We start from the raw sequence: 22,557 nt of genomic DNA, 5'->3' as shown, positions 1-22,557 counted from the left end.
CCCCCCCCCCCCCCCCCCCCCCCCCCCCCCCCCCCCCCCCCCCCCCCCCCCCCCCCCCCCCCCCCCCCCCCCCCCCCCCCCCCCCCCCCCCGGGGGGTTCCGCGGCGGTGGCCAGCCGGGCGAACTGGCGGAGCGTGAACGTCCGGTGCAGCGCGGCCGGGGCCAGCGACGTGCAGACCGACCGCTGCCGCCGGGTCGCGGTCAGCACCAGCGCGGCTCCGGTCAGGTGCTCCGTGCGCAGCCGGCGGGTGCGGAAGGTGGCCGGGTCCGCGCCGGTCCCGGCGGCCACCTCGACCGCGTACGGGTGCATGGCGGCGCCGTCCAGGGCGTCGGTGCCAGCGCTGGCCACGCTCACCGCGCAGTCGGCGAAGAGCCGTCGGGCGATGTACTCCGCCATCGGCGACCGGCACATGTTGGCGTGGCAGACGAAAAGCACCTCGTCGACCATCTGCACCCCTCTCGTCGGCCTGGTCGCGGCGCGGATCGCCACGACGGTGCGGAGCCGGCCGGGGCGGCCGGACACGGAGGGGATGCGGGCATCGTACGGGGTGCGTCCGACCGGACGCCGCGATGCCGCGCCAGGAGCGCGACCATGAAGATCGGGATTCTGTCCTACCACTTCCCGCCCGAACCGGCGTTCATCCCGGGCAGCCTGGCGGAGGAACTGGCCGCCCGGGGCCACGAGGTGCGCGTGCTGACCGGTTTCCCGGACTACCCGGGCGGGCACGTCTATCCGGGCTGGCGGCAGCGCTGGCGGTACCAGACGCACAGCGAGCGGCTGACCGTCCGCCGGGTGCCCCGGTACGCCGGCGGCGACGGGTCGACCCGCGCCCGGATGGCAAGCTGGCTCTCCTTCGCCGGCAGCACGGCGCTGGCCGGGCGCCGCTACCTCAGCGACGTCGACGCCCTGTACGTCTTCCAACATCCCGCGGTCACCTTCGCCGCGGCCGGTCTGCTGCGGCTGCTCGGCCGGGTGCCCACCGTGCTGCACGTGCAGGACGTCTGGCCGGAGGAGCAGCCGGTCCGGTCCGGTGAGCCCCGCCGCTGGTCGGGGCGGCTCGACGCCACCGTGCGCCGGCTCTACCAGGAGGCCGGCGCGGTCGCCGTCACCGCCCCCTCGATGCGGGAGCTGGTGCTCGGCGCCGGGGCCGACCCACAGCGGGTGCGGGTGGTGCTGAACTGGACCGACGAGCGCATCTTCCGGCCCACCCAGCCGAGCCGGGCCGCCCGGAGCCTGATCCGTCGGGACGGCCGCTGCGTGGTGATGCACGCGGGCACGATCGGCGTACGCCAGGGCCTGGAGACCGCGGTGCGCGCCGCGGCCGCGCTGGGGGACCGGATGGACCTGGTCATGGTCGGCTCCGGAGCGGAGGAGCGGCGGGTGCGGGGGCTCGCCGCCGAGCTCCGGGCGGACAACGTCCGGTTCGTCGAACGGCGCTCGCCGCTGGACATGCCGGAGCTGTACGCGGCGGCGGACTACCAGCTCGTCATGCTCCGGGACCTGCCCGAGCTGCGGGGCATGGTGCCCGGCAAGCTCCAGGCCGCGCTCTCCTGCGCCATCCCGGTGGTCGCCTCCGCCGGTGGCGACACGGTGGCCCTGGTGGAACGGGCCCGGGCCGGGCTCTCCTGCCCGCCCGAGGACTGGGCCGCGCTGGCGGACCGGTTCTGGCTGGCCTCGGCGATCCCGGCCGCGGCGCGGGCGGACATGGGCCGGCGCGGGCGGGACGTCTACCTCCGGGAGATGTCGCTGCGCGCCGGCGTCGACCGGATCGAGCAGACGCTGCACGACGTCGCGGCGCGCACCGGCGGGCGGGCGCGGCGGTAGCGATGAGGCGATAAACGGACACCAGTCAGCAAAGCTGGCCCAGCATAATGACCGGGTGAGCACGGGTACGGCGTGGACGGACTGGACGGCGCTGGTCGCGCTGCCCGGCGGGGCCGCCGTCCGGGGCCGGCGGATCGCCGCGCCCCCTCCGGTCCCCGCCGACTTCGCCCTGCTCCTGGCGCCCGGGCCGGTCCCGGACTGGCCGCACCGGCGGATCCGCTGGCCCGACTTCTGGGTGCCGCGCGACCCGGCCGACGCCTTGGACGCGGTCCGGGAGGCCTGGCGGCGGGCGTACGCCGGCCAGCGGGTGGAGGTGGCCTGCCGGGGTGGCGTCGGCCGGACCGGCACGGTGCTCGCCGCGCTGGCCGTGCTGGACGGTCTCCCGCCGGACCAGGCGGTGGCCTGGGTGCGCGCCCGCCACCACCCACGGGCGGTGGAGACCCCGTGGCAGCGCCGCTGGCTGCACCGGGTGCGCTGACCCGGGCCGCGCGCCGCCGGTGGTGACTCTCCGTGCCGGCGCGGTCGGCACGGCGTGGGATGCGTGACCGGTGCCCCGCGGCGCGGATCTTGCGGGTTAGTCTCCGTGGTCATGAGAGCACGGGCCCTGGCCGCTGTCATCGCCGCCGCCCTCCTGGGCACCGCGACGGCCGTCCCGGCCGCGCAGGCCGCGCCCGCCGGTCCGGCCGCGCGTGCCGCGCTCGCGCCGCTGCCCTGCCCGAAGGCCCCGGCGCCGAAGGTGACCCGGCCGCCGCGGCCCGTGCCGCCGCCGAACGTGCCGGCCGACCGGGTGGTCGGCGGCCAGCGGCTCGACACCCCGGGCCTGGTGGTGCCCGACGGCGCGTCGGCCCCGCCCGCGGTCACCGCGACGTCCTGGCTCGTCGCCGACCTCGACACCGGCGCCGTGCTGGGAACCTGCGGCCCGCACGAGTACGGCACCCCGGCGAGCACCCAGAAGCTGCTGCTGGCGGCCACCATGCTGCCCAAGCTCGACCCGAAGCAGGTGGTCACCGTGACCCGGGGCGACCTGAACATCGCCCGGGGCAGCTCGGCCGTCGGCCTGCTCGTCGGCGGGAAGTACACCGTCGAGACGGTGTGGCTGGGACTGCTGCTCAACTCCGGCAACGAGGCGGCGAACGTGCTGGCCCGGCTCGGCGGCAGCGCCGACGGGGTGGCCGGCGGGGTCCAAGCGATGAACGCCGAGGCGCACCGGCTCGGCGCCCGGCAGACCCACGCCGTCACCCCGTCCGGGCTGGACGGGAAGGGGCAGTTCACGAGCGCGTACGACCTGGCGCTGATCGCCCGGGCCTGCTTCGCCAACCCGCTGTTCCGCCGCTACACGCTGACCGAGCGGACCCAGATCCCGGCCCAGCCCGCGCTGAAGGTGGGCGGCTTCCAGATCCAGAACGAGAACCAGCTCATCTACCGCTACCGGGGCGCGCTCGGCGGCAAGACCGGCTTCACCGAGCTGGCCCGGCACAGCTACGTCGGCGCCGCCCAGCGCAACGGCCGCCGGCTCGTGGTCACCCTGCTCGGCGCCGAGGCCCGCCCGGTACGCGGCTGGCAGCAGGGCGCGCAGCTGCTCGACTGGGGCTTCGGCCTGCCCAAGGGGGCCTCGGTCGGCCGGCTGGTCGAGCCGGGCGAGTTGGACGCGGCGGAGGCCGCCCCGAACGGCTCCCCGGCCGCGCCGACGCCCGCGCCGCCCGAGTGGCGGGGCCCGGCCGGAACGGCGCTGCGCCGGATGGCCGACGGGGACTGGCGGGTGATCGTGCCGGCCGCCGGCCTGCTCGCCCTCACCGTCGGGGTGCTCGTCGCGGTGCTGGCCGCCCGCCGGAACCGGCCCCGCCGGGTCGGCCGCCGCCGCGCCTGACCGCGCCCCCCGCCCGCGCCACCCGCTCCCCGAACCGACCGGGCGGATCGGTGGGCGTTGCGGCCCGGCGGGCCGGCGCGCGTCCTAGGGTCGAGCCATGCGGGACAGCGGGGCAGCCGTCGGGACGTCGGGCGCGCGTACCGGCGCTGGTCGTCCGCCCGTCCTCCGCTGACCTCGGCGATGCCCCGGACCCACCGCCCGTCCCCGGCGCTGGTCCTCAGCCTGGTCGTCTCCGGCGGACTGTTCGCGCTGGTCAGCGTCGGGGTCCGGCAGCGTCCGCCCGGCCGCTGGGAGCGGGACCTCTTCACGCTGGTCAACCAGATACCCGGGCCCGTCGGAACGCCGCTGCTGCTGGTCATGCAGCTCGGGGCGTACCCGGCGATCCTGGTGGCCGCAGCGGTCGCGGCGGCGGCCCGGCAGTGGCGGCTGACCCGAGACCTGCTGCTCGCCGGCAACCTCGCGTACTGGGGGGCCCTGCTCGCCAAGCTCGCGGTCGCCCGGGCCCGGCCGGCCGCCTACCTGGCCGACATCCGCTTTCACGAGACGGTCACCGGCCGCTACGGTTATCCCTCCGGGCACGTGGCGGTGGCGACCGCGCTGGCGGCCGTGCTCGCCCCGGCGCTGCCCCACCGGGTACGCGGGCTGGTCTGGCTCGCGGTGGGTGCCGTCGCGGTCGCCCGGATCTACGTCGGCGCGCACCTGCCGGTCGACGTGCTGGGCGGATTCCTGGTCGGTTGGTTCGCCGCCAGCCTCACCCGGGTGCTGGTCGGGGACGTGGGGCCGGCCGGCACGGCGGGCCGGCTGCGGCAGGTGCTGCTGAGCCGGGGCATCGAGGCGACCGAGCTGACCCCGGTCGCCGGGGACACCCGGGGCTCCCGCCCCTGGCGGGTCACCACCGCCGACGGGCGGCGCCTCTTCGTCAAGGTCACCGGCGGCAGCCAGCGGGACGCCGACTGGCTCTACAAGCTCTACCGGCGGCTGCGCTACCGGGGCATCGGCGACGAGCCGCCGTACGTGACGGCGCGGCAGAAGAGCGAGCACGAGGCGTACCTGCTGCTGCGCGCCGAGCGGGCCGGGGTGCGCAGCCCCCGGCTGGTCGCCACCGCCACCGACCCCGCCGGGGACGCGCTGCTGGTGCAGGAGTTCGTGCCCGGGCGGCCGCTCGACGCGTTCGACCCGGCCGAACTGGGCCGGGACGCCCTCGACGACATCTGCCGGCAGGTGGCCCGGCTGCACCGGGCCGGCCTGGCGCACCGGGACCTGCGGGCGGCCAACGTGCTGGTCGCCGACGGCACCGCCTGGCTGGTCGACCTGAGCTTCGGCACCGGCGAGGCCTCCGCCGACCAGCAGGCCCGCGATCTGGTGGAACTCCTCGTCACCCTGGCCGCCCTGGCCGGCGTACGGCCCGCGGTCGACGCCGCCGTCGGGCAGCTCGACGCCGGCCCGGTGGCCGACACCCTGCCCTGGCTGCAACCGGCCCTGCTTTCCCGCGCCGGCCGCGCGCTCGCCGACACCCGCCCCGGCCTGCTCGACGACCTGCGGGAGGAGATCGCCCGCCGCTGCCCGGGCCGGGGCAACCGGCTGGCCCGGGTCGTGCGGGTCACCCCCCGTGACGTGTTCCTCCTGGTGATGCTGGGCCTGCTGGTGCATTTCCTGCTGCCGCAGATCGGCCAGGTCCGCGCCGCGCTGCGCGCCGTGCTGCACGCGGAGCCGCTCGCGGTGACCGGCGCCGTGCTCGCCTCGGTCGCCACCTACCTGTTGAGCGCGCAGGCGCTGCGCCTCGCCGCCGCCGCCCGCGTCCCGTTCGGCCGCACCCTCGCGGTCCAGGTGGCCGCCTCCTTCGTCAACCGGCTCGCGCCGGGCGCGGTCGGCGGCGCCGCGCTGAGCGTGCGCTACCTGCGCCAGCAGGGGCTGTCGGTGCCGGCGGCGGCCACCGCGGTGGCCGTGGACCGGGTGGCGGGCGTGCTCGGGGTCGCGCTCCTGCTGCCCGTGCTGCTGCCGTTCGCCCGCGGCACCCGCCGGCACCTGATGAGCGCGGCCACCGGGCGGGGCCTCACCGTGCTGCTGACCGTGCTGGCGGTGCTGCTGCTGGCCGCCGCGGCCTTCGCCGTACCTCGGCTGCGGGCCCGGGTCCGGGTGGCCCGCCGGCAGGCCGCCGACGCCGTGCGCGCGCTGGCCCGCAGCGGCCGGATCGGCCCGCTGCTGGTCGTCAGCGTGGCCCTCACCGTGGCCTACGGCGCGGCGCTGTGGCTGGCGCTGTTCGCCGTGGGCCTGCCGGCCGATCCGGCCCTGATCGCGCCGGTCGTGCTGGTCTGCGTGGTGGGAGAGGGAGTGTCCTCGGCCGCGCCGACCCCCGGCGGTCTGGGCGCCACCGAGGCGGCCCTGGTCTCCGGGTTGCTGATCTACGGCGTCCGGCCGGAGATCGCGGTGGCCGGGGTGCTGGTCTACCGGCTGGCCACCTTCTGGCTGCCGGTGCTGCCCGGATACGTGGCGCTGCGTGGGCTCGTCCGCCGGCGTGCCGTCTGAGCGGAGGCCGAACGGCGTGGAAGCCGCGATCATGGGTAAGCGCCGCGGCATGGAGCACCCGGGACGCATCGTGGTGGTCTCCGCGGACGTCGGCGCCGGCCACGACACGGCCGCCGCCGAGCTGGCGCGGCGACTCCGCGACCGGGGCTTCGCGGTGGACCGGCTCAACCTGCTGGACGTGCTGCCGCGCCCGGTGCACTGGGCGTTCAGGGAGGCGTACCGGGGCATCCTGCGCTGGCTGCCCTGGGGTTACGACGTGCTGTTCGGGCTGACCAGGCGGTCCCGGACGTCCGTCACCGTGCTGCGGGCGCTGCTGAGACCGGTTCGTCGCCGGATGCGCCGGGCGATCCCTTCGGACACCCGGGCGGTCGTGACCACCTACCCGTTCGCCAACCAGCTCCTCGGGCCGTTGCGGCGGCAGGGGCGGCTGGCGGTCCCGGTCATCACCTATGTCACCGACTTCGTGGTCCACCCGACCTGGCTCTCCCCGGGAGTGGACGTCTACTGCGCGATCCGGCACGCCGAGGTGCAGCCGGCGGACGCGGCCGCCGGCATCGACGTCACCGTGGTGCAGCCGCTGGTGTCAGGGGCCTTCGCCACCTCGGCGGCGACCGACCGCCGGCACGCGAGGCAGCGCTTCGGCCTGCCCCCGGACGACCGGCTGGCGTTGGTGGTGGCGGGTGCGTGGGGCGCCGGTGACGTGGCCACCACGGCCGCGGAGATCGACGCGACCGGCTGCGTACGCCCCGTGGTGGTGTGCGGGCGCAACGAGGAACTGCGGGACCGACTGCGCGCCGACCACCAGCACGTCCTCGGCTGGGTGGACGACATGCCGACGCTGATGCGGGCGGTGGACGTGGTGGTGGAGAACGCGGGCGGGCTGACCTGCCAGGAGGCGCTCGCCTGCGGGGTGCCCGTGGTGACCTACCGGCCCATCCCCGGGCACGGTCGGGCGAACGCCTCGATCCTCGCCCGTTCCGGCCTGACCCGGTGGGTGCCCGGGCCGGACCAGCTGGGCCCGGTCCTGGCCGCGTTGGTCGGGAACGCCCCGCAAGAGGCCGACCGGACCGGGCCGGGCGACGGGGAGCGACAGCCGTACCGCGCGGGAACGGGGGACCCGGCGGGGCTGATCGCCGAGGCGGCCAGCCGGGCCGGCAGCGCCGGTGCCGACGAGCGGCGCCGCCGCGCCCTGGTGGACTCCGTCGGCGACGCGGTGGCCGTGGTCGCGGCGCTGCTCCAGGCCTCCGGGGGCAGCAGGTGAGGAGCCCCCCGGGATGGATCGCCGCCGCGCTCGCGCTGCCGGCGCTCCAGGCGGCTCCGGCGCTGGCCGCCGTACCGGCCGTCCGGTCCCGGCTGCTGCCCCGGCTGCACGGCGTGGGCCGGCCCGACCGGGTCGCGCTGACCTTCGACGACGGGCCCGACCCGGAGTCCACCCCGCGCTTCCTGGAGGTGCTCGCCGCCCACCGGGTACGGGCCACCTTCTTCCTGCTCGGCGCGATGCTGCGCCGGTCGCCCGACCTCGGCCGGCAGGTCGCCGACGCCGGTCACGAGGTGGCCGTGCACGGCTGGGCGCACGACAACCTGCTGCTGCGCGGGCCGGTGGCGACCGGACGCGACCTGGCCCGTGCCCGGGCGCTGATCGCCGAGGTCACCGGCCGGACGCCACGGTTCTTCCGCCCGCCGTACGGGGTGCTGACCGGTGCGGCGTTGCTGGCCGCGCGTCGGCTGCGGCTGGAGCCGGTGCTCTGGAGCTGCTGGGGGCGGGACTGGACCCGGTCGGCCACCGGCGACACGGTGTACGAGACGGTCCGCGCCGACCTGTCCGGCGGCGGCACGATCCTGTTGCACGACTCCTCGTGCACGGCCGCGCCGGGCGCCTGGCGGTCCGGGCTCGCCGCCCTGCCCCGGCTGCTGGCGGAGTGCCGCCGGCAGGGATGGGCCGTCGGGCCGCTCGGCGGGCACGGAGGCCCGGCCCGGTGACCTTCGCGGTGGTGGCCGCCCTCGTGGCGGCGTTCAGCTTCGCGCTCGCCACCACCATGCACCAGCGGGCCGCGAAGCGGCAGCCGCGCAGGCGGGCGCTGGACCCCCGCCTGCTCTGGCGGCTGCTGCGCACCCGGTTGTGGCAGCTCGGCTGGGCGCCGGACGTGGCCGGCACGCTCGCCCAGGCGCTCGCGCTGCGCTACGGGCCGCTGGCCGTGGTGCAGCCGGTGCTGGCCAGCGGACTGTTCATGGCGGTCCTGCTCGAGGCGGCCTGGAACCGCCGGCGGGTGCAGCGGCGGGACCTGGTGGCGACCCTGGTCGGTCTGTCCGGTCTGGTGGGTGTCCTGGTCACCATCGATCCGCGGGCCGGGGTGGACGATCCCGGCGCCACCGCCTGGGGATGGGTGGCGGTCGGGGTGGGCGGTGTGGTGGCGGCCTGTCTCGTGGCGGCCCGGTCGACCACCGGCGCGACCCGGGGCGCGCTGCTCGGCGTCGCCACCGGCATCCTCTACGGCACGGCGGCCGCCCTGCTCAAGGCGGTGGCGACCCGGTTCCACGGCGACCCGCTCGCGCTGGTCACCGATCCCCGCCTGGCGGCACTGGTCGTGGTCGCCCTGGTCGGCGTGCAGCTCAACCAGAACGCCTTCCAGAGCGGGCGGATCGCCGCCCCACTCACCGCGCTCACCCTGACCGAGCCGGTGACCGGCGTGCTCATCGGGGTGACCGCGTTCCGGGAGACGCTCTCCCTGGGCGGGGCGCGGATCCCGCTGGTCACGGTCGCCGCGGCCGCGCTCGTCGCGGGCGTCTGGCTGGCGGGAAGCGCCGGCCGCGCCTCGGCCCGCTGAGCCGTGCCGGTCGGGCGTGCTCCCCGACGGCGGTGTCGTGCCGGCGGGGCGTGCCTTCGCGTGCTGGGCCGTGCCGACCGGGGGCGGTGCGACGGCCCCCGGCCGGCGGTCACGGGCGCGGTTCGCCGGCGGCGCGGGCGCGGTCCGCCTCCGCGTCGGCGGCGCCGACCGGGGTGTCGTCGGAGTCGCGGGTGGCGTCGGTCAGGTCGGTCTCCGCGCCGGCGCGGGCTGCGTCGGCCCGGGCGTCGTCCGCGCCGACGACGGGACCGTCGTCGCCCGTCCCGGCGTCCTCGACGAGGTCGGCGGCGGCGGTGAGGCCGAGCGGGGCGTATCGGGGGTCGGTCATGATCTCCTCCTTCGACGTCCTGCCTCCGGCTACCCCGCCCGCCGCGCGCCGACACCTGACCGCGCCCAGGCCCGGCACACCGGGGCGTGCCGGGCCGTCCCCCCCCTGGTCGCCGGCAGGTGGCGGGACGTCAGCTGGCGGCGAGGCGGACCGGTCCGGGGTCGGCGCGGACCGGTCCCGGGCGGGGCGGGCCGGCCACGGCCCGTTCCGGCACCCGGAGGCCGACCCGCGCGCCGCCGCCTGGCTCGCCGCCGATGACGATCCGGCCGCCGAGCGCGCCCGCGACCGCCCGGACGATGGCCAACCCGAGGCCGGTGCCGGTGGCGGTGGGCCGCCCCGGCCGCCCGCCGAGCAGGTCCGGTACGGCCGCCGGCGCGATGCCCACCCCCGAGTCGGCCACCGCCACCGTCCAGCCGGTCGCGTCCCGGTGCCCGACCAGGGCGATCCGATCGCCGGGGCCGGTGAACTTGACCGCGTTCTCGATCAGGCAGTCCAGGGCCGCCTCCAGCCGTTCCGGATTGACCCGGGTCGGACCGATCGCGGAGTGGCAGGTCCAGTTCCGGTCGGCGGTCGGCGCCCAGCGCCGGGCGATCCGGGCCAGCTCGGCGTCCAGGTCGACCGGGCGGACCTCGTGCCGCTGCTCCAGCTGCATCAGGGTGACCAGCCGGTGCGCGATCCGGGTCGCCTTGTCCAGCTCGTCGAGGACCACCCCGCTGTCCGCCATGCTGGCGGGATCGTCGTGCGCGGTACGCAGCAGCTCGGTGTAGCCGCGGGCGATGGTCAGCGGTGTGCGCAGCTCGTGCGAGGCGAGCCGGACCAGCAGCTCCTGCCGGTGCGCCCGGTCCCGTTCGGCCGCCCCGATCCGCCGCACCTCACGCAGCAGCACGTGCCGGCGGTGCACGTGCCAGGCCATCACGATGAAGATCACCGCCATCAGCGGCTCCTCGGCAGTCTCCTCCCAGCGGATCTCGCCGACCGCCGCGTGGTGGGCCAGGATCGTCCCGGTGGAGGTGGTCACCGCGGCCAGCGCGGCGACCATCCAGGACAGCCGCCAGGTGGTGAAGCCGTAGACCAGCGCCAGGCTGATCCAGACCAGGTGGAACGGCACCGTCTCCTGTCCGGGCAGGAACCACATCAGCACCACGTTGACCGTGGCGAAGAGGATCCAGGTCCAGGCGAGCGCCCGGTCAGTCGACGGCGTACGCATAACCCACGCCGCGGACGGTCTCGATCCGGTCCGGCCGGTCCAGCCGGCCGCGCAGCCGGCGGACCGACACGTCGACCACGTTGCTGCCCGGGTCGAAGTGCAGCCCCCACACGTCGGCGAGCAGTTCCTCCCGGCTGCACGGCCGGCCGGCCCGGGTCATCAGGTGCTGCAACAGCAGGAACTCCCGCAGCGGCAGCTCCACCCGCGCCCCGTCCACGGTGGCCCGGCGCCGGTGCAGGTCCAGTTGCACCGGACCGACCCGCAGCCACCGGCCGGCGTCCCCGGCGGGCGCCGCCCGCATCCGGGCGCGTACCCGGGCGAGCAGCTCGGCCACCGCGAACGGCTTGCCGAGGAAGTCGGCCGCGCCGGCCTCCAGCACCGCGACCCGGGTGCTGATCTCCGGCACCGCGGAGAGCACCAGCACCGGCTGTTCGGGCCGCTGCTCCCGTAACCGGTCCAGCACCTGGCGCCCGTCCAGGCCGGGCAGCATCAGGTCCAGCACCACCAGGTCGAAGTCCCGGCGTAGCGCGGCGTCCAACCCGGCGCTGCCGGAGGACGCCCGCTCGGTCAGCAGGCCGCCACCCTCCAGTGCCCGGGTGACCAACCGGCCGATCCGCTCGTCGTCCTCGATCACCAGTACGCGTCCCACCGTGCCCCCACAGCCGTCGGTGACATTTCTGGCGCCTTCATGAAGCTCCCGTCGGCTTCATCTTCGCGTCCGCCGAACGGGGCTAGCTTGTGTCGCCGTTCCGACACGGCCGGTCGCCGGCCGGATGACGGTCGGATGACGGCGTGGTCATAAACGGTCGTCGGCGGGGCTGCGCCGCTCATGCTCCTCACACCAGCCCGGCCGCGTACCGCCGCGGCCGTTCTCCGTGACCGAGGGGGTGAGGGCATGCTGCGTCGTTCCGTCTGGCCGCGCTGGTTCGTGTCCGCGTGTTGCCTGCTGCTCGTCGGGTTCGTCGTGCCGCCGGAGCCGGCCGCCGCCGAGCCAACCACCGGCGGGATCACCCTGAAGGTGGTCAGCGCCCGGACCGTCGGCCCGGCGCCGCAGATCCAGCAGGGCGACCCGGTGACCGACTACCGCTGGATGATCACCGCGGACGACACCGGTGACCCGCACGACGCGCTGGAGCACTGCCTGCCGGCCCGGGCCGGGGTGGCCAGCGCGCCGGACTTCGCCGACCACTGCCGCTGGCCGTCCATCCGCAACACCCCCGGGGCCGTGCCGGTGGTCGCCCAAGGCGACCAGGACACGCTCGCCACCGGTACGGCGCTGGAGGGGCTTCCCGCCGGCCGTTACCTCATCTCGGTCACCGCCGACGGCTACAAGATCGACGGCGAGCACTTCACCGTCACTCCTGGACAGTCCGGCGCGGTCACCGTCGGGATGCAGCCGTACCCGCTGCCGCTGGGCACCGTCCGGCTGCGGGTCTTCGACGACAGCGTGCCGGTGGACGGCACCTACGAGGTCGGCGCCGAGGACGGCCTGGCCGGCTTCACCGCCCACCTCTCGGACGTGATGGGCGAGGTGACCGTCGACTACTACGGCAACCCGCTGTGCACCGAGTACCAGCACACCGCGCCCGACGCCGACCACCCGGCCGGCCGGGTGGTCTTCGACGCCGACGGCAAGCCGGTGATCGCGAAGGAGTCCACCGGCTGCCGCAGCGACGCCGACGGCGACATCACCATCCCGAACCTCGGCCCGGACCGGTACGCCGCCCAGGTCGTTCCGCCGAGCGGACGCAGCTGGGTGCAGACCACCACCCTGGAGGGTGGCCACGACTGGGACGTGTGGGTGCAGGAGGGCGACACCGGCTACGACACCGAACAGTCCCTCGGCGGCGAGCCGGTGCCGTACGTCGACTTCGGCTTCGTCTCCCCGAAGGCGCTCACCGGCACCGCCACCGGCGCGATCACCGGCACGGTCGTGCAGGCGTACACCTACGTCGGCGGGCAGGGCGGGGTGACCCTGCCGGCCGACGGGGTGGCCGGCGCGAAGATCGCCGGCCCGGTCGCCCGGCCCTGGGTGGCGCTGTCCGACCTCGGCGACGGCGACCAGATGGTCTACCTAGACCGGGGCGCCGCGGACGGCTCCTTCCGCATCCCGCACGTGCCCGACGGCGACTACCAGCTGACCCTCTGGGACGGGCCGCAGGAGATGCTGCTCGACTCCTTCAACGTCACGGTCAGCGGCGGAAAGACCGTCGACATCGGCGCGAAGCCGCTGGTCGGCTGGTTCACCGAGATCACCGGCACGGTCTTCGTCGACACCAACGGCAACGGCCGGCAGGACCCGGGGGAGAGCGGCGTGCCCCGCTTCCCGGTCGTGCTCAAGGAACGCGACAACACCCTGATGGACCAGGGCACCAACAGCGTGGTCACCGACAGCGCCGGGCACTACGCCATCAAGGAGGCGTACCCGCTGACCAAGTGGTTGGTGCTGGAGGCGTTCAACACCCGGTACAAGACCACCGGCATCACCTACCAGGCCCCCAACGAGCCGAGCCCGACCACGCTGCTCGGCGCGGCCGTCGACGTGGACGTGCTGCCGATCATCGGCCTCAGCGGCCGGGTCGACTGGGGGGTGCAGCCGTACCGAGGGGCGGAGAACGGTGGCATCGCCGGCACCGTCACCTACGACACCACCCGCAACGAACTGGACCCGGCGTACGCGGCCACCGAGCCGTACCAGCCGGGCATCCCGGGCATCCAGGTGCACCTGTACGCGGTGGTCCGGGACGAGAACGGGGAGCCGGTCCGCGAGGAGGACGGCTCGCTGAAGAAGGGCCCGGAGCTCAACGACGCGTACACCTCGGAGACCTGGCAGCCCGGCCGGGGCTGCACCGCGCGGATGTTCGACGGGCGCCCGCTCACCGACCAGCTCGCCCTGCCCGACTTCGGCACCGAGGCCGACCAGATGTGCGTGGAGGCCCCGATGATGGGCTTCCAGGCCGCCCCGACCGACAACGACCCGACCAACTTCGGGCAGACCGTCAACGGCAACTACGCGTTCGCCGACAGCAAGGTGAACCTGATCCCGCCGGGCGACCCGGCCAACCCCGGCCCCGACCACGACCTGCCGCTGTACGCCCCGCTGCCCGACGGCGAGATGCAGCCGCTGGTGCCGGACGACTACCTGGTCAGCGTCGAGAGTCCGACCAACCCGGTCGGCGGGGGCCCGATCTACGTGCCCACCCGCGAGGAGGACGTGAACGTCTTCGACGGCGACGGCTTCCTGCCCCAGGAGAACTTCCCGCCCTCGGCCGACCAGGCCACCGACCAGCCGGCCCCGCCGACCCCGCAACCCGACCCGGGTGAGCCGCCGTCGCAGGGCAACGGCATCAACTCCTCCTGCGCCGGCGCCGTGCACACCGTGACGGTCACCGACCCGGGCTTCCTCGACGGCGGTGGCAGCCCGTTCGAGGGCCAGCAGCGGCCGCTCTGCGACACCAAGCTGGTCGAGGTACGCACCGGCCAGGCCAGCGCGCCCAACTTCAACCTGTTCACCCCGGTGCCGCTGCCCACCCACTTCTGGGGCTTGGTGATCAACGATCTCGGGCTCACCCACGACAAGCGCAGCGCCAACTTCGGCGAGGCCGAGGGCATCCCGAACATCCCGGTCGGCCTGTACGACTGGGCCGGCCGTCTGGTGGACACCGTGGACACCGACTTCAACGGCATGTACGAGGCGATCGAGCCCTCGACCAGCACGTACAACTGTCCGCTGCCGGCCGGGCCGTGCCCGAACATGTACCGCTTCGTGGGCAACGACCCCGGCCAACCCGGCCACCTCAACGGCAACTACAACCCGCGCTACCGCACCATCGCCACCAACTTCCAGGCCTGGCCCGGGCTCTACACGGTGACCGACACCGCGCCCACCCAGGTCGCCGCGGTGGCCATCGGTCCGGACTCCGGGCAACTCGGCCAGGTGGTCTGCGACCCCGCGGCGGACGTCCCGCAGATCTTCGCGGCCTCCCGGCCGTACCTGCGGGGCAACGACCCGACCAAGCGGCTCACCCTGACCGGCGCCGGCTTCGGCGCCACCCCGGGCCGGGTCGACGTCAGCGGCTTCACCGACCCGACCGAGGCCCCGCTGGTCACGGTCACGTCCTGGGCCGACCGGCAGATCACCCTCACCCTGACCAACCGCAACAACCCGGCCGACGACCTCGAACACGGCGAGGCGGTGCTCAGCGTGACCGCCGCCAACGGTCAGCGCACCGTCGACGGGTTCACCCTGCAGATCGTCGGCAACGGCGCGGGAACCGGATCACGCGGGAACCCGCGGGTGCTCCAGGTGAATCCGCCGGCCTCCGCCGTCCGGCCCGGCGAGACCACGTACTCGACGGTGCAGGCGGCGCTGGAGGCGGCCGCCCGGGCCGGTGGCATCGCGGTCGTCGCGGTCTGGCCGAACGCGGCCGGCAAGGACAACCCGTTCGGCGCCTACTACGAGAACGTGGTGGTGCACTCCACGGTCTGGCTGCGCGGCGTCGGCCCGGGCGGCCGGTACGCCGACGGCGGCTACGTACCGGGTTCGGTGCTCGACGGGCGCGGCTTCGGCATCGACAACGCGGCCGGCACGGCCTGGGTGAACCTGGTCCAGGCCACCGCCCACGCCGCGCCGGCGGACGTGCCCGACGGGGCGGTGGTGACCGTACTGGGCCGGGACAACCAGTTCAGCCGGCAGAACGCCCCGGCCCTGTCCGGCTTCCGGATCACCGGGGGCAACCAGTCGGACTTCCCCGGCAACGTCAACACCAACGGCAGCGTGCACACCCCGGTCGGCGCGGACGGCGCGCTGATCACCCAGGGCGGCGGGATCTACCTGCACTCCCAGGTGCGCTACGCCGAGATCACCGACAACGTCATCGCCGCCAACAGCGGCGCGTACGGCGGCGCCATCCGCGTCGGCACGCCGTACCTGAACACCGGGAACGACCACGTCACCATCTCCCGCAACCAGATCCGGGACAACGGCGGCACCAACCTGGCCGGCGGAATCGGGATCTTCGCCGGCAGCGCCGGCTACTCGGTGGACCACAACGCCCTCTGCGGCAACTTCTCCGCCGAGTACGGCGGCGGGATCACCCACTACGGTCTCTCGGCCGGTGGCCGGATCGCGAACAACCGGATCTGGCTCAACCAGTCGTACGACGAGGCCGGCGGCGTGATGGTCGCCGGGGAACTGCCCGCGGACCCGGCGGCGCTGTCGCCCGGTTCCGGCGCGGTGACCATCGACAGCAACCTGGTGGAGGCGAACCTCGCCAACGACGACGGCGGCGGGGTCCGGCTGCTCCAGGTCGGCAACGTGCCGATCACGGTGACCGACAACATGCTGGTGGACAACATCTCCACCCACGAGGGCGGCGGCATCGCCCTGGACGACGCGCCGGACGTCCGGTTCGTCAACAACACGGTGGCCGGCAACATCACCACCGCCACCGCGGCCACCAGCACCGGCCGCGCCGCCCCGGCCGGCCTGTCCACCACGGCCAACAGCGACCAGCTCCAGGCCACCCTGCCCGCCGGTGCGCCCACCTTCAGCAAGCCGAAGATGTTCAACAACATCTTCTGGGACAACCGGGCCGGGGAGTGGAACGGCGTCGCCGTCACCGGCATCGGCGCGGCCGGCGCCCCGGCCGGCGAACCGGTCCGGCACTGGGACATGGGTTCCGCCGACGGGGTGGGCCCGCTGACCCCGACCGAGTCGGTGCTCCAGGACACCACCGGCACCGCGCCCAGCGGCACCAACCGGGTCGGGCTCGACCCGAGGTTCCGCAGCCCGTTCCCGGTGTCGGTGTCGATCCTGACCTCGCGTACCTTCCCGTCCTTCCGCCAGGCGGTGATCGTGCTCCAGCAGGTCCCGCTGACCCGGATGGGTGACTACCACCTGGCCGACGCGAACTCGTCCGCCAGCGACCTCGGCGTCATCCTGCACACCTACGGCACCACCACGGTGACCGCCCCGACGACCGACATCGACGGCCAGCAACGCAACGTCCTGCACCCCGACGCCGGCGCCGACGAACTGCCGATCACCCCGCTCCGCCGACTGCCCGTCACCGCGTTCCAGGGCCGCTGACGGCCGTGCCCGACCCACGCACCCGACCGGCCGACCGCGACGCACCGGCCTGACCGTCCGGGGGTGGCCGACCCACAGCGGCCGCCCCCGGACCCCGAGCACCCATCGAGGAGGAGATCGTGACCGATCCCGTACGGCAGCGGAGCATCAGCCGGCGTGCCCTGCTGGCCGGCCTCACCGGTCTGGGTACCTGGGCCGTCCTGCCGGAGAGCGGCTCGGACGCCCAACCGCGCCGCCCCGCGGCGCTGCTGCCCCGCGCGCTGCCGAACCCGACGGCGTCGCTGCACCTGGCCGCCACCGACGGCTGGGTCTCCATGCCGCAGGGCTCACCGCCGATCAGCCCGTTCTGGCCGGACCCGCTCGCCCCGGCCGGCACCGACCTCTACGTCTTCGGGTTCCGCGACGTCACCGGGCTGTCCGCCACCGAGGTCACCGCCGAACGCGGCAAGGCGCAGATCAGCGCCCCGCTGCTCGGCTTCGACCAGGAGACCGACATCCGGATCACCCTCACCAACCTGGGGCTGTCGGTCCGCCCCGACCTCACCGACGGGCACACCGTGCACTGGCACGGCTTCCGCAACGCCATCCCGCTCTTCGACGGCGTGCCGGAGCTGTCCATCTCGGTGCCCATCGGGCGCGACTTCACCTACTTCTACCGGCCGCACGACGCCGGCACGTACATGTACCACTGCCACTTCGAGGACGTCGAGCACGTGCAGATGGGCATGACCGGCATCGTCTACGTGCGCCCGGCGCAGAACGCCGGCACCGCCGACGTCCCGGCCGGGAAGTACGTCTACAACGACGGCGACGGCAGCACCCGGTACGACCGGGAGTTCGCCCTGATGCTCACCGAGGTGTGGGCCGAGGCGCACTACCGGGACGCGCACATCCAGACCACCGACTGGACCGACTACAAGCCGTCCTTCTTCGCCTTCAACGGCCGCTGCTACCCGGACACCCTGGCCCCGAACGGCGACCCACGAAGCCCGGCCGCCGGACGGCTGCGCTACCAGCCGATCTCCTCGCTGATCACGGCGAACGCGGGGGAGCGGGTGCTGCTGCGGCTGGCCAACCTCGGCTACCAGAACCACGCGCTCACCGTGGACGGGGTCGACCTGCTGGTGGTCGGCAAGGACGCGGCCCTGCTGCGCGGCCGGGACGGCAGCGCCGAGTACCAGGTGACCAACACCGTCGAGATCGGACCGGGGGAGAGCCGCGACGTCATCTTCACCGCGCCCGACCCCGGCACGTACCTGCTCTACGACCGTGACCTGATGTCGCTGGCCAACGCCGGCGGCGGACGGGGCGGGCAACTGACCGAGATCCGGATCTCGCCGCCGGGCACGCTCCCGGCGCAGACCCGGGCGAACGCCTGAGATGGGGGTACCGATGCTTCGTCTCGACCGCGGCCGGTGGAAGCGGCTGAGCGCGGTGCCGCTCGTCGCGGCCATCGTCGCCGTGCTCGTCGTCCCCGGGTCGCACGAGGTGGCCGCCAGCCCGCCCGCCGGCCTGGAGTGCCTCACCTCCGGCGACAACGCCTTCGACCTCACCGCCACCGGCGGCTACGCGGCCATGCCCGACGGCAACACCATTTACATGTGGAGCTACGCCGCCAGCGGCGGGGCGTTCCAGCTGCCCGGCCCGACGCTCTGCGTCACCTCCGGGGCGAAGGTCACCGTCGTGCTGCACAACAGCCTGCCGGAACCCACCTCGATCACCTTTCCCGGTCAGGCGCAGGTGCTCGCCGACGGGCGGCCCGCCCAGCCGGAGACCGACGCCGCCGGCACGCTCACCTCGCTGACCACCACGGCCGCCGCCACCACCGGCTCGGTCACCTACACCTTCACCGCCGGGCCGCCGGGCACCTACCTCTACCAGTCCGGGACCGACGTGCAGAAGCAGGTGCAGATGGGGCTCTACGGCGCGCTCGTCGTCCGCCCCGTCGACCACCCGGACCGGGAGAACGACCGGGCCGACTCGGCGTTCGACCCCGACCACGAGTACCTCTACCTGCTCGGCGAGATCGACCCGGACCTGCACCTGGCGGTCGAGCGCAAGCGGGCGTACGACTTCACGAAGTACAAGGCGCGCTACTTCACCTTCAACGGGCGCAGCATGCCGGACACCATCGCCCCCAACCACGCCGACTGGCTGCCCGCCCAGCCGTACGGGGCGCTCATCCACATCCGCCCGTACGACCCGGTGAGCAACCCGGCGCCGGCGCTGATCCGCTACCTGAACGCCGGATCGGTCAGCTACCCGTTCCACCCGCACGGCAGCGACGAGCAGCTGATCGCCCGGGACGGGCGGCCGGCGCAGGGCCCCGGCGGGCAGGACCTGTCCTTCTCCAATTTCCTCATCGACGTGGCGCCCGGGCAGACCGTGGACACGCTGATGATCTGGAAGGACGCCGAGCACTGGGACCCGGACGCCAACCCGATCCCGGTGCCGCTGCCGTCCTTGCAGGACCAGATCGTCGGGCCGGGTCCGGAGACCTGGTTCGCGGAGAACCCGTACCTCGGCGGTGAGCTCGGCGAGCTGCCGCCCGGCGTGGTGCAGAACAACCAGTGCGGCGAGTACTACCACGTCGCGCACAGCCACGCGCTGGAACAGGCGACCAACTACGGGGCGAGCTTCGGCGGAATGATGACGCTGATCCGCATCGACCCGCCCGCCGGGTGTCCGGCGTGACACGGCAGGGGAGGGCGACGATGACACTGACCCGTACGTCCCGGCTGCTCGCCGGGATCGCCGCCGCGCTGCTGGCGCTCGGCCCGGCCCCGGCTCAGGCCGCCGAACGACAGGCCCCGGCGAGCGCCGGCCGGGCACCAGCCATGCAGGCCCCGGCGCCCGCGGGCCGGGTGGCGGCCACCCTCGCAGGTGACCCGGCCCCGCCGCAGGGCGTGCTGCCGCAGACCGGTTGCCAGCTCGCCGCCGGCACGGCGACGTGCGACCTGTGGGCCAGGCCCGGCACGGTGGTGCTGCCCGGCGCCACCGCCCCGGTGCCGATCTGGGGCTTCGCCTCGACCGACGCCGCCCCGGCCACCCTGCCCGGCCCGGTCCTCGTGGTCGACCAGGGCCAGCGGGTGACCGTCACCCTGCACAACGGGCTCGCCGACCCGCTGTCGCTGGCGTTCCCGGCGGTCACCGGGCTCGCCCCGGACCGTACCGGCGCCGCCGCCGGTGGCACCCGCAGCTACACCTTCACCGCCACCCGCCCCGGCACCTACCTCTACGAGGCCGGGCACACCGCGCTCGGCGCCCGGCAGGTCGCCATGGGCCTGGTCGGCGCGCTGATGGTCCGCGCCCCCGCCGTCGCCGGGCGGCCCAGCGCGTACGGGGACGCCGCGTCGGTCTACGACGACGAGGCGGTGCTGGTGCTCACCGAGGTGGACCCGGCCTTCAACGCCGCCCCGCTGAGCTACGACATGCGCGCCTACGCCCCGAAGTACCGGCTGATCAACGGCAAGGCGTTCCCGGAGACCGACGTGGTCGCCACCGACGTCGGCCGTACGGTGCTGCTGCGCTATGTCGCCGCCGGGGTGCAGCCGCATCCGATGACCCTGCTCGGGCTGGACCAGGCGGTCGTCGGGCAGGACGCCCGGCCGGCCGCATACCCGGAGGCCGCAGTGACCGTGCCGCTGCAACCCGGGCAGGCGGTCGACGCCGTGGTGCGCGTGCCGGGCGGGCCGGACGGGCGGCGCTTCGCGCTGTTCGAGTCCGGCGGGCAGCTCAACAACGCCGGCCAGCGCTATGGCAGCACCGTCACCGGGGTCAGCCCGCAGCAGGCGTTCGGCGGCATGCTCACCTTCCTGGACACCAACCCGCCGGTGGACAGCGGCGACCACGTCGGCCCGACCGCCGCGAACGTCCGGGTCGCCCCGAACCCGGCGAGCGTGCGGGACGCGGTGACCGTCACCGCCGACTTCACCGACGCGCGCAACGGCAACTCGGTGGTGGACCGGGCCGAGGCGGTCGTCGACGACCTGCGCGTCGCCGAGGGCACCGGCATCCCGTTCACCGCCGCCGGCTTCGGCGCCGGACCAACCGTCACCGGGGCCACCGCCGCGATCCCCGCCGACCTGCTCACCACCCTCACCCAGGGCCGGCACACCATCTGGGTACGCGGCCACGACGCGGCCGGCAACTGGGGCGTGGTCGGCAGCACCACGCTGAACCTCGCGGTCACCGGCGCGGTCACCACCGGCGTGACGCTCACCCCGAGCCCGACCGCCGGCACCGGCGACATCGCCATCTCCGCCTCCGGCGACGACTCCGGCCTCGGTGGCACGGTCACCGGCGCCGAGTGGTTCGTGGACACCACCGGGGACAACGGCGCCGGCACCCCGCTCACCCTGGCCAACCCGGGTGCCGCGGTGACCGCCGAGTCCGGCACGATCCCGGCCGTGCTGGCCGCCGCGCTGGCCGAGGGCCGGCACACGGTCTTCGTGCACACCCGGGACTCGTTCGGGCTCTGGGGCCCGTACGCCGCCGCCGACCTGGTGGTGGACCGGACGGTTCCGACCCTGGTCTCCGGGGCCGTCGACCCGGCCGTCACGGACGGCCGCACCGGGTCCGCGTCCGACCCGACCGACCTGCGGATCAACGCCGCCTTCACCGATCCCACCGCCGGCGGGGTGCACTCGGCGATCACCGCGGCGGAGGGCTTCCTCGACGCCGGTGGGGCCGACGGCACCGGCTTCACCTTCGTCGCCCTCGACGGCTCGTTCAACAGCGGCACCGAGAACACCTACGGGCTGCTGCCGCTGAGCGAGCTGACCGGGCGTGCCGACGGTGTCCACCAGGTGCTGGTGCACGCCCGGGACTCCGCCGGCAACTGGGGTCCGCTCGCCGCGGTCACCTTCACCCTGGACCGGACGGGGCCGGTGGTCACCGGGATCACCGCCACCCCGAACCCGACCGCCCGCGCGGCGACCCTCACGTTGAGCGCCACCGCCACCGACGCGCTCTCCGCGGTCACCGCCGCCGAGTGGTACGAGGGCGCCGACCCCGGCGCCGGCAACGGCCACCCGATGACGGTCAGCGGCACCGCCGTCTCCACCACGGTCGCGCTCAACGGCTTCAGCGCCGGGAACCACACGCTGCGGGTCCGCGCCCGCGACGCGCTGGGCAACTGGGGTACGGCCGGCACGGTGACGGTCAGCGTCGACCCGCCGAACGCCATCTTCGCCGACGCCTTCACCAGCGGCACCAGCGCCTGGTCGCAGGTGGTCGGCACGGTGTCGGCCACCTCCGGCCAACTGGTCGCCGGCACCGTCGGGTACGTCGTCGACAACACCCCGGCCGCCGAGCGCACCTTCCACGCCCGGGCGGACGTCACCCTCGGCACGTTCAACCCGCAGACCGCCGTGGTCACCGTCTACCAGCTCCGCAACGCCTCCGGTACGGCGGTGGCCGTGGTGCAGTACCGGCGCAACGGCACCACCAACCAGTTCCGGCTCGGCCTCCTGCGGCCGGCCAGCTGGACGTACACCGGCTGGGTGGCGGCCGGCGGCGGGACGGTACGGCTGGACTGGGCGTCGGCCACCGCCGGCTCGGCCACGCTCAAGGTCGGCACGGTCACCGTCGGCACCCTGACCGGCGACACCAGCGGCTACACGGTGGAATCCGCGGCGCTGGGCCTGGTCGCCCGCACCGCCACCACCACCGGCTCGCTGAGCTTCGACAACTACGCCTCCACCCGCTACACCGCACCCTGACGCCGCGTGGGGGGGGGGGGGGGGGCGGGGCCCCCCCCCCCCCCGGGGGGGGGGGGGGGGGGGGGGGCGAGGGTCGGAGTTCGGGGTTAGCCCCTGGTCGGAGGGGGCGTCCCCTTGCCGCTCCGGCGGTTGGGGGGGGGGTGATCA

The 22,557-nt window shown here is 75.0% G+C and carries 15 protein-coding genes; 11 read left to right on the top strand and 4 right to left on the bottom strand.

All coding sequences use genetic code 11. From position 1 onward, the window contains the following. The coding region (locus ACZ6S5_RS32980; protein WP_466006186.1) for an arsenate reductase/protein-tyrosine-phosphatase family protein at positions 1-397 on the bottom strand (397 nt) is incomplete at its 3' end. A gap of 195 nt (positions 398-592) precedes the next feature. Between ACZ6S5_RS32980 and ACZ6S5_RS32975 the strand changes: the two genes are divergently transcribed. The 7 genes from ACZ6S5_RS32975 (at position 593) to ACZ6S5_RS32945 (ending at position 9,043) form a co-directional block, all read left to right on the top strand. Beyond that, positions 593-1,825 (top strand): glycosyltransferase family 4 protein, encoded by a 1,233-nt coding sequence (locus tag ACZ6S5_RS32975; protein WP_466006185.1) that lies wholly within the window; start codon positions 593-595, stop codon positions 1,823-1,825. A 55-nt stretch (positions 1,826-1,880) separates the two neighbouring features. Further along, the gene (locus ACZ6S5_RS32970; RefSeq protein ID WP_466006184.1) at positions 1,881-2,303 is read left to right on the top strand and encodes a protein-tyrosine phosphatase family protein; all 423 of its coding nucleotides are present in this window, start codon (positions 1,881-1,883) and stop codon (positions 2,301-2,303) included. A 111-nt stretch (positions 2,304-2,414) separates the two neighbouring features. Beyond that, entirely contained in the window at positions 2,415-3,692 is a 1,278-nt protein-coding gene (locus tag ACZ6S5_RS32965) for a D-alanyl-D-alanine carboxypeptidase family protein (RefSeq protein ID WP_466006183.1), read from the top strand. 180 nt (positions 3,693-3,872) lie between these two features. Then, a complete protein-coding gene (locus ACZ6S5_RS32960; RefSeq protein ID WP_466006182.1) occupies positions 3,873-6,218 on the top strand; it encodes a flippase-like domain-containing protein in 2,346 nt (781 codons plus the stop codon). After that, on the top strand, positions 6,208-7,479 hold the full coding sequence (locus ACZ6S5_RS32955) for an MGDG synthase family glycosyltransferase (protein ID WP_466006181.1): 1,272 nt from the start codon (positions 6,208-6,210) through the stop codon (positions 7,477-7,479). Before ACZ6S5_RS32960 ends, ACZ6S5_RS32955 begins: the two co-directional genes overlap by 11 nt. Then, on the top strand, positions 7,476-8,198 hold the full coding sequence (locus ACZ6S5_RS32950) for a polysaccharide deacetylase family protein (protein ID WP_466006180.1): 723 nt from the start codon (positions 7,476-7,478) through the stop codon (positions 8,196-8,198). Before ACZ6S5_RS32955 ends, ACZ6S5_RS32950 begins: the two co-directional genes overlap by 4 nt. Next, positions 8,195-9,043, top strand: coding sequence for a DMT family transporter (locus ACZ6S5_RS32945; protein ID WP_466006179.1), 849 nt, complete (start codon positions 8,195-8,197; stop codon positions 9,041-9,043). Before ACZ6S5_RS32950 ends, ACZ6S5_RS32945 begins: the two co-directional genes overlap by 4 nt. A 109-nt stretch (positions 9,044-9,152) precedes the next feature. Here ACZ6S5_RS32945 and ACZ6S5_RS32940 read toward each other — a convergent pair whose 3' ends face one another. The 3 genes from ACZ6S5_RS32940 to ACZ6S5_RS32930 form a co-directional block, all read right to left on the bottom strand. Then, positions 9,153-9,389, bottom strand: coding sequence for a hypothetical protein (locus ACZ6S5_RS32940; RefSeq protein WP_466006178.1), 237 nt, complete (start codon positions 9,387-9,389; stop codon positions 9,153-9,155). Positions 9,390-9,519: 130 nt separating this feature from the next. Then, positions 9,520-10,596 carry a sensor histidine kinase gene (locus tag ACZ6S5_RS32935; RefSeq protein WP_466006176.1) on the bottom strand — a complete coding sequence of 359 codons (1,077 nt, stop codon included), beginning with the start codon at positions 10,594-10,596 and terminating at the stop codon, positions 9,520-9,522. Beyond that, positions 10,577-11,245, bottom strand: coding sequence for a response regulator transcription factor (locus ACZ6S5_RS32930; protein ID WP_466006175.1), 669 nt, complete (start codon positions 11,243-11,245; stop codon positions 10,577-10,579). The genes ACZ6S5_RS32935 and ACZ6S5_RS32930 overlap by 20 nt, the downstream gene beginning before the upstream one ends. Positions 11,246-11,491: 246 nt before the next feature. On the opposite strand from ACZ6S5_RS32930, the gene ACZ6S5_RS32925 reads away from it, so the two are divergent. The 4 genes from ACZ6S5_RS32925 to ACZ6S5_RS32910 all read left to right on the top strand — a co-directional run bounded on the left by ACZ6S5_RS32925 (position 11,492) and on the right by ACZ6S5_RS32910 (position 22,410). Continuing rightward, positions 11,492-16,687 carry a hypothetical protein gene (locus ACZ6S5_RS32925; RefSeq protein ID WP_466006174.1) on the top strand — a complete coding sequence of 1,732 codons (5,196 nt, stop codon included), beginning with the start codon at positions 11,492-11,494 and terminating at the stop codon, positions 16,685-16,687. A gap of 119 nt (positions 16,688-16,806) precedes the next feature. Then, entirely contained in the window at positions 16,807-18,066 is a 1,260-nt protein-coding gene (locus ACZ6S5_RS32920) for a multicopper oxidase domain-containing protein (protein WP_466006173.1), read from the top strand. A gap of 13 nt (positions 18,067-18,079) precedes the next feature. Further along, positions 18,080-19,381 (top strand): multicopper oxidase domain-containing protein, encoded by a 1,302-nt coding sequence (locus tag ACZ6S5_RS32915; RefSeq protein ID WP_466006172.1) that lies wholly within the window; start codon positions 18,080-18,082, stop codon positions 19,379-19,381. Between the two features lie 20 nt (positions 19,382-19,401). Continuing rightward, positions 19,402-22,410, top strand: coding sequence for a multicopper oxidase domain-containing protein (locus ACZ6S5_RS32910; protein WP_466006170.1), 3,009 nt, complete (start codon positions 19,402-19,404; stop codon positions 22,408-22,410). Positions 22,411-22,557: the final 147 nt, after the last annotated feature.

It is taken from the genome of Micromonospora sp. NPDC051924, assembly GCF_055586005.1.
This window is presented reverse-complemented; position numbering and strand designations above follow the sequence as displayed.